Source organism: Streptomyces sp. NPDC002640 (assembly GCF_053592575.1).
Genome location: NZ_JBSFVZ010000001.1, coordinates 272,027 through 284,979, shown reverse-complemented (window position 1 = coordinate 284,979; position 12,953 = coordinate 272,027). Strand labels below are relative to the sequence as shown.

At 72.2% G+C, this 12,953-nt stretch carries 10 protein-coding genes; 6 read left to right on the top strand and 4 right to left on the bottom strand.

What is annotated here, in order from left to right; genetic code table 11:
- The first annotated feature begins 9 nt into the window (after window positions 1-9).
- From ACWD3O_RS01270 to ACWD3O_RS01260, 3 genes are all read left to right on the top strand, one after another.
- Complete coding sequence (locus tag ACWD3O_RS01270) at window positions 10-1,830, top strand: acyl-CoA dehydrogenase (protein ID WP_451414468.1); 1,821 nt, start codon at window positions 10-12, stop codon at window positions 1,828-1,830.
- Window positions 1,831-1,931: 101 nt separating this feature from the next.
- Window positions 1,932-3,227 (top strand): M18 family aminopeptidase, encoded by a 1,296-nt coding sequence (locus ACWD3O_RS01265; RefSeq protein ID WP_451409564.1) that lies wholly within the window; start codon window positions 1,932-1,934, stop codon window positions 3,225-3,227.
- 90 nt (window positions 3,228-3,317) lie between these two features.
- The gene (locus ACWD3O_RS01260; protein ID WP_451409563.1) at window positions 3,318-3,539 is read left to right on the top strand and encodes a DUF6458 family protein; all 222 of its coding nucleotides are present in this window, start codon (window positions 3,318-3,320) and stop codon (window positions 3,537-3,539) included.
- A 79-nt stretch (window positions 3,540-3,618) separates the two neighbouring features.
- On the opposite strand, the gene ACWD3O_RS01255 is transcribed toward ACWD3O_RS01260, so the two are convergent.
- Window positions 3,619-5,442, bottom strand: coding sequence for an NHL domain-containing thioredoxin family protein (locus ACWD3O_RS01255; protein ID WP_451414467.1), 1,824 nt, complete (start codon window positions 5,440-5,442; stop codon window positions 3,619-3,621).
- A gap of 190 nt (window positions 5,443-5,632) precedes the next feature.
- On the opposite strand from ACWD3O_RS01255, the gene ACWD3O_RS01250 reads away from it, so the two are divergent.
- Both ACWD3O_RS01250 and ACWD3O_RS01245 read left to right on the top strand, forming a co-directional pair.
- Window positions 5,633-6,130: an LURP-one-related/scramblase family protein gene (locus ACWD3O_RS01250; protein WP_451414466.1), complete on the top strand. Its 498-nt coding sequence runs from the start codon at window positions 5,633-5,635 to the stop codon at window positions 6,128-6,130.
- Window positions 6,131-6,300: 170 nt separating this feature from the next.
- Window positions 6,301-8,571, top strand: coding sequence for a YncE family protein (locus ACWD3O_RS01245; protein WP_451414465.1), 2,271 nt, complete (start codon window positions 6,301-6,303; stop codon window positions 8,569-8,571).
- 106 nt (window positions 8,572-8,677) lie between these two features.
- On the opposite strand, the gene ACWD3O_RS01240 is transcribed toward ACWD3O_RS01245, so the two are convergent.
- The gene (locus ACWD3O_RS01240) at window positions 8,678-9,484 is read right to left on the bottom strand and encodes a carbon-nitrogen family hydrolase (protein WP_451414640.1); all 807 of its coding nucleotides are present in this window, start codon (window positions 9,482-9,484) and stop codon (window positions 8,678-8,680) included.
- Window positions 9,485-9,630: 146 nt separating this feature from the next.
- Between ACWD3O_RS01240 and ACWD3O_RS01235 the strand changes: the two genes are divergently transcribed.
- Window positions 9,631-10,455: a maleylpyruvate isomerase family mycothiol-dependent enzyme gene (locus ACWD3O_RS01235; RefSeq protein WP_451414464.1), complete on the top strand. Its 825-nt coding sequence runs from the start codon at window positions 9,631-9,633 to the stop codon at window positions 10,453-10,455.
- A gap of 302 nt (window positions 10,456-10,757) precedes the next feature.
- Here ACWD3O_RS01235 and ACWD3O_RS01230 read toward each other — a convergent pair whose 3' ends face one another.
- Together ACWD3O_RS01230 and ACWD3O_RS01225 are read right to left on the bottom strand one after the other, a co-directional pair.
- On the bottom strand, window positions 10,758-12,089 hold the full coding sequence (locus ACWD3O_RS01230) for an MFS transporter (protein ID WP_451409558.1): 1,332 nt from the start codon (window positions 12,087-12,089) through the stop codon (window positions 10,758-10,760).
- The gene (locus tag ACWD3O_RS01225) at window positions 12,086-12,736 is read right to left on the bottom strand and encodes a GntR family transcriptional regulator (RefSeq protein ID WP_451409557.1); all 651 of its coding nucleotides are present in this window, start codon (window positions 12,734-12,736) and stop codon (window positions 12,086-12,088) included. Before ACWD3O_RS01225 ends, ACWD3O_RS01230 begins: the two co-directional genes overlap by 4 nt.
- Window positions 12,737-12,953 lie beyond the last annotated feature (217 nt).

Genomic DNA, 12,953 nt, shown 5'->3' with positions numbered 1-12,953 from the left:
GAGCCGTCGATGGGGCACTACAAGTCGAACCTCCGCGACATCGAGTTCAACCTCTTCGAGGTGCTCGGGCGCGACAAGCTGTACGGCACCGGCCCGTTCGCGGAGATGGACGTCGACACCGCGCGCAGCATCCTCGAGGAGGTCGCCCGCCTCGCGGAGAACGAGCTGGCCGAGTCCTTCGCCGACGCGGACCGCAACCCGCCGGTGTTCGACCCCGCCACCAACACCGCGCCGGTCCCGGCGTCCTTCAAGAAGAGCTACCAGGCCTTCATGGACTCCGAGTACTGGCGTCTCGGCCTGCCCGAGGAGATCGGCGGCACCCCGGCGCCGCGCTCGCTCATCTGGTCCTACGCGGAGCTGCTGCTCGGCTCGAACCCGGCCATTTGGATGTACTCCTCCGGCCCGGCCTTCGCCGGCGTCCTCTTCGACGAGGGCAACGAGGTCCAGAAGAAGATCGCGCAGATCGCCGTCGAGCGGCAGTGGGGCTCCACCATGGTGCTCACCGAGCCCGACGCGGGCTCCGACGTCGGCGCCGGCCGCACCAAGGCGGTCCAGCAGGAGGACGGCTCCTGGCACATCGAGGGCGTGAAGCGCTTCATCACGTCCGGTGAGCACGACATGTCGGAGAACATCCTCCACTACGTGCTCGCCCGCCCCGAGGGCGCCGGCCCCGGCACCAAGGGCCTGTCCCTCTTCATGGTGCCGAAGTACCAGTTCGACTTCGAGACCGGCGAGCTGGGCGAGCGCAACGGCGTCTACGCCACCAACGTCGAGCACAAGATGGGCCTCAAGGCCTCCAACACCTGCGAGATGACCTTCGGCGACCAGCACCCCGCCAAGGGCTGGCTGGTCGGCGACAAGCACGACGGCATCCGCCAGATGTTCCTCATCATCGAGTTCGCCCGCATGATGGTCGGCACGAAGGCGATCTCCACCCTCTCCACCGGCTACCTGAACGCGCTGGAGTACGCCAAGGAGCGCGTCCAGGGCAACGACCTGGCCGGCGGCAAGGGCTCCCCGAAGGTCACCATCACCCACCACCCCGACGTCCGCCGCTCCCTGCTCACGCAGAAGGCGTACGCCGAGGGCATGCGCGCCCTGGTGATGTACACCGCCTCCGTGCAGGACGCCATCCAGGTCAAGGAGGCGAACGGCGAGGACGCCTCCGCCGAGCACGCCCTCAACGACCTGCTGCTCCCGATCGTCAAGGGCTACGGCTCCGAGAAGGGCTACGAGCAGCTCGCCCAGTCGCTGCAGACCTTCGGCGGCTCCGGCTTCCTGCAGGAGTACCCGATCGAGCAGTACATCCGGGACTCCAAGATCGACACCCTCTACGAGGGCACCACGGCGATCCAGGGCCAGGACTTCTTCTTCCGGAAGATCGTCCGCACCGGCGGCGCCCCGCTGACCGCCATCGCCGAGGACATCAAGTCCTTCGTCGGCCAGAACATCGGCGGCGACGACCTGGCCGCCGCCCGCGAGCAGCTCGGCCGCGCGGCCGGTGAACTCGAGGCGATCGTCGGCCAGATGCTCAACGACCTGATGGCCTCGCAGGAGGACGTCAAGAACATCTACAAGGTCGGCCTGAACACCACCGGCCTGCTGATGGCCGCCGGTGACGTGATCGTCGGTTACCTGCTGCTCAAGGGCGCGGCCGTGGCCGTCGAGAAGCTGCAGACCGCCACCGGCAAGGACGTCGCGTTCTACACCGGCAAGATCGCGGCGGCGAAGTTCTTCGCCAGGACCGTGCTGCCGGGCGTGACCTACGCCCGCAAGGTCGCCCAGAGCGTCGACCTGGACGTCATGGAGCTGCCCGAAGAGGCCTTCTGACCTCCGTACCGGGTCTCCCGGGCGGTCCACGCGTCAGGGGCGGGGCGGTGCCACGGCACCGCCCCGCCCCGCGTCGTTCCCCTGGTTCTAGGCTGACTCCCATGAGCGCAACCATCCGCTTCGACCGCGGGCACACCGACGACCTGATGTCCTACCTGGCGGCCTCCCCGTCGCCGTACCACGCGGTGGCCAACGCCGCCGGGAAGCTGCGGGAGGCAGGCTTCCGGGAGTTGTCGGAGACGGACGCCTGGGACGGGTCGGCCGGTGGCCGCTACGTGATCCGCGGCGGCGCGCTGATCGCCTGGTACGTGCCGGAGGGCGCGGCCCCGCACACCCCCTTCCGCATCGTCGGCGCCCACACCGACTCCCCCAACCTGCGGGTCAAGCCGCTCCCGGACTCCGGGGCGCACGGCTGGCGCCAGGTGGCCGTGGAGATCTACGGCGGGCCGCTGCTCAACTCCTGGCTCGACCGCGACCTGGGCCTGGCCGGCCGGCTGACCCTGCGCGACGGCTCCACCCGCCTGGTGAACGTGGACCGCCCGCTGCTGCGCGTGCCGCAGCTCGCCGTCCACATGGACCGCTCGGTGCACACCGAGGGCCTCAAGCTGGACCAGCAGCGCCACATGCAGCCCGTCTGGGGCCTGGGCGACGACGTCGCCGAGGGCGACCTGATCTCCTTCCTGGAGCAGGAGGCCGGCCTGGAGAGCGGTTCCACCGTCGGGTGGGACCTGATGACGCACTCGGTGGAGGCGCCCGCCTACCTGGGCCGCGACCGCGAACTCGTCGCCGGCCCGCGCATGGACAACCTGCTCTCGGTGCACGCGGGGACGGCCGCGCTGGCCGCCGTGGCCGGTCTCGACGACCTGCCGTACATCCCGGTGCTGGCCGCCTTCGACCACGAGGAGACCGGCTCCCAGTCCGACACCGGCGCCGACGGCCCGCTGCTGGGCACGGTGCTGGAGCGCACCGTGCTGGCCCGCGGCGGCACCGTGGAGGACCGGGCGCGCGCCCTCGCCGGCACCGTCTGCCTCTCCTCCGACACCGGTCACGCGGTGCACCCCAACTACGCGGAGCGGCACGACCCGACGCACCACCCGCGCGCGGGCGGCGGTCCGATCCTCAAGGTGAACGTCAACAACCGCTACGCGACCGACGGTTCGGGCCGCGCGGTGTTCGTGGACGCCTGCGAGAGGGGCGAAGTGCCCTACCAGTCCTTCGTGTCCAACAACTCGATGCCGTGCGGCACCACCATCGGCCCGATCACCGCGGCCCGGCACGGCATCCGCACCGTCGACATCGGCGTGGCCATTCTGTCGATGCACAGCGCGCGCGAACTGTGCGCCGCCGACGACCCGTTCCTGCTCGCCAACGCGCTGGCGGCGTTCCTGCGGGGGTAGGGCCTGCCCGGCGGAAGCCTTGTGACACATGGGCGACAGCCGCCCGGGTATCCGGAGTTGACACGGATCCTCACGAAGGAGACACACCTCATGGGACTCGGCGGCTGCATCGTCCTGATCGCGGTGGGAGCGATTCTCACCTTCGCCACCGACTGGGAGATGAGCGGGGTCAACGTCGACCTCGTCGGCATCATCCTCATGCTGGTCGGCCTGATCGGCGTGGCGACGTTCACCAGCATCGCGCGGCGCCGGCGCGTGGTCATGCCCCCCACCGCCCCGGTGGTCGAGGAGGAGCCCCGCCGTCACTACTGACGGGGCTCCCGCTCGCCTCACGCGTCCGTGACCTCGCGCCCGACGCGTCCTCGCGTCCGACGTGCGTCCTGACGCGTCCTTACGCGTCCAGCCCGGCCAGCACCAGCGGCAGGCGGGTCGCCCCGTCGGCCGTGAGGCGCACCGGGACACCCCAGTCCTGCTGGTGCACGTGGCAGGCGGGGTACTCGTTCTCCGGGTCGTCGTCGCAGGAGGCGGCCATCGCGGAGACGTGGAGCACGCCCTCCGTGACGGCGGGGTTCAGCTCCAGGACCCGGCCCAGGTCGGTGTCCGCGCCCTCGCCCGCGAGCAGCAGCTCCGGCGGGGTCGAGGAGACCAGCAGCCGGGTGGACGGCCCGTAGCGGGTGTCCAGCTTCTGGCCGGCGGGCGCCTGGAAGATCACGTCCAGTTCCAGCTTGCCCGGGGCCACCTCGGTCGCCGCGCGCTGCGTGCGGTGCGCGACCGACTCCACCCGCACCGCCTCCTCGGGCAGCCGCAGCCGGGTCAGCCGGTGCCGGGCCGACTCCACGACCACGATGTCCTCGCCCACCAGGACGGCGTCGCTGGGCTCGCGCAGATCGGTGGCGAGCGTGGTGACCTCGCCGGAGGCGGGGTCGAAGCGGCGCAGCGCGTGGTTGTAGGTGTCGCTGACCGCCACCGAGCCGTCGGGCAGCGGGGTCACGCCCAGCGGATGCTGGAGGAGCGCCTGCCCCGCCTCCCCGTCACGGTGGCCGAAGTCGAACAGGCCGGTGCCGACCGCCGTGTGCACGGCGCCCTCGGCGTCCACCCACCGCAGCGCGCTGGTCTCGGAGTCCGCCAGCCACAGCCGCTCGCCGTCCACGGAGACCGCCAGTCCGGAGGGCTGCGCGAACCACGCCTCACGACCGGGTCCGTCGACCAGGCCCTCGTTGGTGGTGCCCGCGGTCACCTCGACCGTGCCCGTCGCCGGGTCCCAGGCCCACAGCTGGTGGACACCGGCCATGGCGATCCACACCCGGCCGCGCCAGTGGGCGACGTCCCACGGCGAGGAGAGGCTGACCTCGCGGGCGGACCCGGAGGTCGGCTCGCCCTGCATCCACTGCCGGCCCGTGCCGGCGACCGTGGTGACCTCGCCGGTGGTGAGGTCCAGGCGCCGCAGCGCGTGGTTGACGGTGTCCGCGACGACCACGGTGGTGTCGTCCAGCAGGGCCAGGCCCTGCGGCTCGTTGAACCGGGCGGTGGCGGCGTCGCCGTCGGCCAGGCCGCGGTCACCGGCGCCGATCACCCGCACGACCGTCTCGCCGTCCGCCTCGAGCTCCACGAGCCGGTGCCGGGTGGTGTCGCTGACCAGCAGGTTGCCGGTGGGCAGCAGCAGGGCCTTGCCGGGGAAGCGGAGGGTGGTCGGCTCGGGCTCCGGCGGCACGTAGGGGCCGTCGCCGCGGCGCAGGGTGCCCTTGGCCTCGTGCTCGGCCTCCAGCTCCTCCACCAGCTTCTCGATGGCGTGGGCGTGGCCCTCGCCGGCGTGCTGGGCGACGATGTAGCCCTCGGGGTCGACGACGACCAGCGTCGGCCAGGCGCGGACCGCGTACTGCTTCCAGGTGGCCAGCTCCGGGTCGTCCAGCACCGGGTGCTCGACGTGGTAGCGCTCGACGGCGTCGACGACCGCCTGGTGCTCCGCCTCGTGGACGAACTTCGGCGAGTGCACGCCGATGATCACCACGGTGTCGCGGTGTTTCTCCTCCAGCTCCCGCAGCTCGTCCAGGACGTGCAGGCAGTTGATGCAGCAGAACGTCCAGAAGTCGAGGACGACGATGCGTCCTCGCAGGTCGGAGAGGGAGTACTGCGTGCCGCCCGTGTTCAGCCAGCCGCCCTTGCCGATCAGCTCGGGGGCGCGAACGCGGGCGCGACGGGGCGCGGAGTCGTTCATCCCTCCAGGGTGCCACGCGGCGCCGACGGCCCCGCGCGAGGTCCCGCCCCGCCCCCGTCACGCCGCCGCTCCGCCCCTGCCTCCCGGACGCCCTCCGCGTCGCGGGATCGCGCGGCGGACGGCTGGGACCGTGAGGCCGTTCGGACGACCCGCCGCGTCCTCGGCCCGCGCACGGGGAACCCCCTGTGACATGAGACTCGTGGTGCGTGAACGCATGGTCGCCGTGGGCGACGACTACTGGATCGAGGACGAGCACGGCAACAAGGTCTACCTGGTCGACGGCAAGGCGATGCGACTGCGGGCGACCTTCGAGCTGAAGCACGGCCGCACCGGTCAGGTGCTGTACCGGATCCACCGCAAGATGGTCGCCCTGCGCGGGACGATGGTGATCGAGCGCGAGGGCGAGACCCTGGCCACCGTCCGCAAGAAGTCGCTGTCGCTGCTGCGGAACCACTACAAGGTCACCCTGACCGACGGCACCGAGATGGACGTCAGCGGCAGGATCGCGGACCGCGAGTTCGTCGTGGAGCACCGCGGCGAGATGCTCGCGGTGATCTCCCGCCGCTGGCTCACCCTGCGGGACACCTACGGCATCGACGTCGTCCGCGAGGACGCCGATCCGGCGCTGCTGTCCGCGGTCGCCATCTGCGTGATCCAGCTGGCGGAGAAGGAGCGTGCGGACGGTTAGGAGATTCTGAGGGGAAACCCTGTGGGTGGTTGTCGCAGCCACGACATATGCTGCCCCCGGCAGTCGCGCCCCGCGTGCACCACGCGCCAGTCGATGGCGCTGTCACGCGTGTGTTCCCGCGCGCTCCTCGTGCCCGGCGATCACCGGGGCCCTTGGGGGGTACACCACCTGTGCGTAGGCGCAGCATCTCCACCGCGACGGCTCTGGCCGTCCTCTTCAGCTCGGCGGCACTGACCGTCACCGCGGCCGGCACCGCCTCGGCCGCCGCATCCGTCACCTCTCCCGGCGGCATGGTGGCCCACGCGGGCCTCCAGCGCGTCTTCCTCGCCGACCGCAGCAGCGGCACCATCACCGTCGCCGACTGGTCCGGCGCCACGATCAAGAAGGTCTCGGGCGTCCCCGACGTCACCGGCCTCGTCCTGTCCGACGACGGTTCGACGCTGTACGCGGCGGCCGGCGGCAGCCACGAGATCGTGGCCTTCGACGCCGGCACGCTCACCGTCAAGAACCGCTGGGCGGTCGACACCACCGAGGGCCCGCGGCACATCGCCTTCACCGCGGGCAAGGTCTGGTTCAGCTACGGCGACCAGTGGGACGGCAACCTCGGGTCGGTCGACCCGAACTGGACCCCGCCGGTCGAGCCCACCGAGCCTCCCGTCGACCCGACCGAGCCTCCGGTCGAGCCCACGGAGCCTCCCGTGGAGCCCACCGAGCCCCCGGTCGAGCCCACGGAGCCTCCCGTGGAGCCCACCGAGCCCCCGGTCGAGCCCACGGAGCCTCCCGTGGAGCCGACCGAGCCTCCCGTCGAGCCCACGGAGCCCCCGGTCGACCCGACCGAGCCTCCCGTCGAGCCGACCGAGCCCCCGGTCGAGCCCACCGAGCCGCCCGCGGAGCCCACCGAGCCCACCGAGCCCGCCCCGGCGGACCTCTCCGCGGCGGACCTCTCCGCGGCGGCGGAGGCCGACGGCCCGGTCAGGATGGGACTCATCCCCTCCGGTCAGCTGCACGGCGCGGCCCTGCTGGACACCGACCCGTCCTCCCCCGGCCTCCTGGCCATGGGCTCGACCACCACCAGCGGCAGCCACACCCTCGTCCTGGACGTCACCTCCGGTACGCCGGTGGTGCTGGCCAGTGGCAGCGGCAAGCCGTGGGGCGAATTCCTCAACGACGTGGACGTGGCTCCCGGCGGCGAGCTGCTGGTCGACGGCACCCGGCGCCTGACCTACGCGGGCGGCACGTTCTCCGTCGCCGGCGAGTACCCGTCGGACGCGTACTACGGCGCCCGCGCGGAGATCCACGCGGACGGCACCGTCGCCGCCTTCGACCCCTACGGCAGCGGGACGATCTCCGTCTTCGCCCCCAAGAGCACCAAGCCACTGCGCACCCTCTCGGCCGGCGGCAACACCGCCGACGTCGAGTGGGCGCCGGACTCCTCCCGGCTCTTCGCGCTCGTCGCGTCGAACGGGACGTACGTCCTGAAGTCCTTCAGCGGCCCGAAGCTCAACGTCCCGACGCTGACGGTCAGCGCGCCCTCCCAGGGCAAGATCGGCACCAAGCTCACCGTCACCGGCAAGATCACGGCCACGGTCCCGCTGCCGGCCGGGGTGAAGCTGTCGGTCGCCCGCATCGACGTGGCCAGCCCCAGCGGCAAGGCGCTGCCGAGCGTGACGGCCAAGGCGGACGGCACGTTCAGCTTCAGCGACACCCCGCCGGCCGGCGGCAACGTCGTCTACCGGGTGACGTACGCGGGCGACGCCAAGCACACCTCGGCGGTCAAGTCGGACACCGTGTCCATCCCGCGCACGGCCACCTCGCTGACCCTGAACAACAACGGCAAGGTGTACTCGTACGGCAAGGACGTCACGTTCACCGCCCACCTGGGCAAGACGTACTCCAACCGCACGGTCGAGATCTGGGCCAACCCGTACGGCTCCGACAAGCCGAACAAGCTGATCAAGACCGGCAAGGTCAACTCCAGCGGCAACATCTCGGCCGTCGTGGACATGAAGCGCGACACCACGGTGACCGCCGTGTTCAAGGGCGACGCCAAGTACGCCGGCAAGACGGTCACGTCGGTCGGCTACGCCAAGGTCAGCCTCTCCAACTCGGTCTCCGGCCACTACAAGACCGGTTACGTCGGCTCGACGAACTACTACTGGTTCCGGAAGACCAAGGACGTGCTCGTCGGCACCACGATGAGCTACTACCCGGGCCGGTCGGTGCGGTACGAGGTGCAGATGTACTACAACGGCGCCTGGCGCAGCGGCGTCTCGGAGTACTTCCGGATCCCCAGCACCGGCAAGGTGACGGTGAACCTGGGCGCCTCCGGTCAGGCCGGCGTCAAGTTCCGTGTCCGCACGAGCTACATCAACAAGTCGTCCGGCGACAACGTCAACTCCACGACGCACGGCTCCTGGAAGTACCTGTACTTCACCAACTGACGCCCGCGTCACAGCTCTACGAGACAACGCGGTACGAGACGACGCCGTGTCCCGGACTCCGGGGCACGGCGTCGTGCCGTTCGCGGCGCGGCGGGCAGGGGCGCCGTCAGACCACCGGTCGGGGCGGCTTCGGCAGGCCCAGCAGGCGGTCCTTGAGCACGGGGAACTTCTCGCGGGTGTCGGCGACGGTCCCCGCCGGGTCGAACTCCACGGTCAGGACCTCCTCGTCGGCGCCCGCCTCGGCGAGGACCTCGCCCCACGGATCCACCACGACCGAGTGCCCCGCCTGCGGAACCCCCGCGTGCGTCCCCGCCGTTCCACAGGCGAGGACGAAGCACTGGTTCTCCACCGCCCGCGCCCGGGCGAGCAACGTCCAGTGCGCGCGGCGCCGTTCCGGCCACCCCGCCGGCACGACCAGCGTCTGCGCGCCCGCGTCGACGAGCCCGCGGAAGAGTTCCGGGAAACGGAGGTCGTAACAGGTGGCCAGCCCCAGCGTGGTCTCCGGCAGCTCCACGGTGACCAGGTCACCGCCCGCGCCCATCAGCACGGCCTCGCCCCGGTCGAAGCCGAAGCGGTGGATCTTCCGGTAGGAGGCGGCGAGTTCGCCGGTGGGCGCGAAGACCAGGGCGGTGTTGTACAGCGTCCCGTCCTCGGCGCGCTCCGGGACCGACCCGGCGTGCAGCCAGACCCCGGCCTCGCGGGCGGCCCGCGCCATGACCTCGTGGGTGGGACCCCGCAGCGGCTCGGCGTGGGCGTCGAACTCCTCGAAGGCGAACGCCCCGGTGGTCCACAGCTCCGGCAGCACGACCAGGTCCGCCCCGGCCTGCTCCCGCACCAGCGCGGAGGCGCGCACCCGGCGCTCCTCGGCCGACTCGCTCCCGTCCACACGCATCTGGAGAAGAGAGGCGCGCACCGTACCACCGTCCTGGCCGTCGAGTTGTCCGCCCGGCTCTACGATCGTCACACGAAACATCTGCCGGGGCACCTCCCCGCAGCGTAACTTAGCTCTCCAAGACGCTGGCACTGCCCGAGTACCAACCGCCCGAGGGGTCCCGTTCCGTGAGTCTGCATCCTGCCCTTCAGCCCTACGCCGACGCCTGGACTCACTCGATCGAGGCGATATCCGCGCTGGTGCAGTCCCTCCCGGAGCCCGAGTGGAACCGGCGGACGCCGTGCCCGGGCTGGTCCGTCCGCGACATCGTCTCCCACGTCATCGGGCTGGACTGCGAGATGCTCGGCGACCCCCGTCCGATCCACTCCCTGCCGCGCGACCTGTACCACGTGACCACCGACCACCAGCGGTACGTGGAGATGCAGGTCGACGTCCGGCGCCACCACACGGCGCCGGAGATGACCTCCGAGCTGGAGTACACGGTCATCCGGCGCAACCGGCAGCTGCGCAACGAGTCCCGGCAGCCGGACACGGTGGTGCGCGGCCCCATGGGCCGCGAGATCACGCTGGAGGAGTCGATGCGCCGCCACGCCTTCGACGTCTGGGTCCACGAGCAGGACCTGCGGGCCGCGCTCGGGGTGCCGGGGAACCTCGACTCGCCGGGCGCCCTGGTCGCCCGCGACCACCTGCTGGACGCGCTGCCCGAGGTCGTCGCCGAGCGGGCGGGCGCCCCGCGGAGCTCGGCCGTGGTCTTCGACGTCCACGGCCCCGTGGAGTTCCTGCGCACGGTGCGGGTCGACATCCGCGGCCGCGGCACCGTCGAGACCGCCCCGGCGCTGGGCCCGGCGGCCACCCTCACCCTCGACTGGGAGACCTACGTGCTCCTCGCCTGCGGCCGCGTGAAGCCGGCCGCGGTCGCCGACCACGTCAAGCAGGAGGGCGACCTCGACCTGGCGTCCGCCATCCTCCGCGAATTCCCGGTCACGCTGTAGGTCCGGCCTCCGGCGGGGTCCCGGCACGGACGGTGCCCACGCGACGGCGGGCCCCACGAGGCGGCGCGACGGGCAGCGCGGGGCCACGAGGCGGCGCGACGGGCAGCGCGAGGCCACGAGGCGGCGCGACGGGCAGCGCGAGGCCACGAGGCGGCGCGACGGGCAGCGCGGCGCCGTGGGGCCCGGCCCGGCCCCGCGCGGGCGGATCGCGGGAAGGCCCCCGCGCACCCAGGTGCGGCACCGGCCCCGCACCGCGACCTGGCGGCGCCCCCGTCGCCCCCGCCCCCGTCGCCCCCGCGCGGCTACGGCTTGTGCATCGCCGCGACGCGCCCCGCGCCGAGCCGTTCCCGCTCGCGCCGGGCCGCCGCGCCGCCCAGCCGCAGCATCTGCGAGACCCCCACCGCCTGGATCAGGAACACCACGCAGAACGCCACCCGGTAGTCGTCCCCCGTGAGGTCCAGCAGCACCCCGACGGCCAGCAGCGTGGTCATCGACGCGGTGAAGCCCCCGATGTTGGTGATGCCCGACGCCGTCCCCTGCCGCTCCGCGGGATTCGCCGGCCGGGAGAAGTCGAACCCGATCATCGACGCGGGGCCGCACGCCCCCAGCACCAGGCACAGCAGCACGAACACGGCGACCGGCGCCCGCCCCGGCCAGGCCAGCAGCACCGCCCACACCACCGCCGTGGACCCGATCGTGCCCAGTGCCAGCGGCATCCGCGCCCCGTGGCGGCGGGCGATGAGCTGTCCGTAGAGCACGCCGACGGCCATGTTGCACAGCACGATCACCGTCAGCAGCGTGCCGGCCCGGGCCCGGTCCATGCCCTGGTCCTCGACCAGGAACGGCATGCCCCACAGCAGCAGGAACACCATCGCCGGGAACTGCGTCGTGAAGTGCGTCCACATCCCCAGCCGCGTCCCCGGCTCCCGCCAGGACTCCGCGATCTGCCGCCGCACGTACGCCACGCCCCGGTGGCCGCCCCGTTCGGTGCCGTAGCCGTCCGGGTGGTCCTTCAGGAAGAGCAGGGTCAGCACCAGCACCACCACGCCGCACAACGCGCTGCCGACGAACGAGGCCGTCCACCCGAACTCGGTCAGCGCCCGGGAGAGCACCAGCGTGGAGACCACGTTGCCGCCCTGGCCGATCAGACCGGCGAGCTGGCCGATCAGCGGCCCGCGCCGCGCGGGGAACCAGCGCGCCCCCAGCCGGAGCACGCTGAGGAAGGTGAGCGCGTCGCCGCAGCCCAGCAGCGCGCGGGAGACCAGCGCCATGCCGTACGAGGGCGCCAGGGCGAAGCCGAGCTGCCCCAGGGTGAACAGCACACAGCCCGCCACCAGCACCTTCTTGGTGCCGTACCGGTCCACCAGCAGGCCCACCGGGATCTGCATCGCGGCGTAGACGAGCAGCTGCAGCATCGAGAACGTGGACAGCGCGGAGGCGCTGACGTGGAACCGCTCGACCGCGTCGAGGCCGGCCACGCCGAGCGAGGTCCGGAAGAGGACGGCCACGAAGTAGACCGAGATGCCCACCGACCACACGGCCACGGCCCGCCCGCCGCCCGGCGGGTCCGGCGGCGGGGCGTGCGGCCCGACACGCTCGGCGCCGGTGGCCCGCGCCGGGGATCCGTCGCTCATCGGGCCTCTCCCCGCGCCAGGTGGGAGAACCAGCCCACGTGCCCGTGCACGGCGGCGACCGCCCGGTCGGCGTCACCGGCCCGCAGCGCCTCGAGGATCTCCCCGTGCTCGACCAGGGTCTTGGCGACCCGGTCGGGGTGCGAGTGCATCACCGCGGCGCCCATCCGCAGCTGCCGGTCGCGGAGCTGGTCGTAGAGGTGGGAGAGGATCGCGTTCCCTCCGCTGCGGACGATCTCGGCGTGGAAGCAGCGGTCGGTCACCGAGGCCGCGGCGTAGTCACCGGCGGCCGCCTGCTCCCGCTGCCGCTCCAGCAGTTCCTCCAGGCGGGCGATCAGCCGCGGCGAGGCGGGCACCGCCTTGCGGGCCGCGTGCTCCTCCACCAGCAGCCGGGTCTCCACCACGTCCGCGATCTCCTGCGCGGTGACGGGCAGCACCAGCGCGCCCTTCTTCGGGTAGAGCCTCAGCAGCCCCTCGGCCTCCAGCCGCAGCAGGGCCTCCCGCACCGGCGTCCGGGACACGCCCACGGCCTCCGCGAGCTCGCCCTCGGTGAGCAGGCTGCCTCCCTCGTACCTCCGGTCGAGGACGGCCTGCTTGACGTGGCTGTAGACCCGCTCGGCGGCGGGTGGCTGCTTCGGCGGGGAGGTCATGCGGACAGGATAGATACAACACGTGCGCAAGCCGTGCCCGCTTCCGGCATGTGGACGATCCGGTCCCACCGCCCGTGACCGCCGGAACCGGGGAAAGTCCCCCGCCTTTCCGCACAACCAAAGGCCGCCCACAGTCGTCGGACATCACGCACCGCCGTATCCCGCGGCGGCGCCCTGCCCCGGGGACTGTTCGGGGGCACATCACATCCGGGGGTTC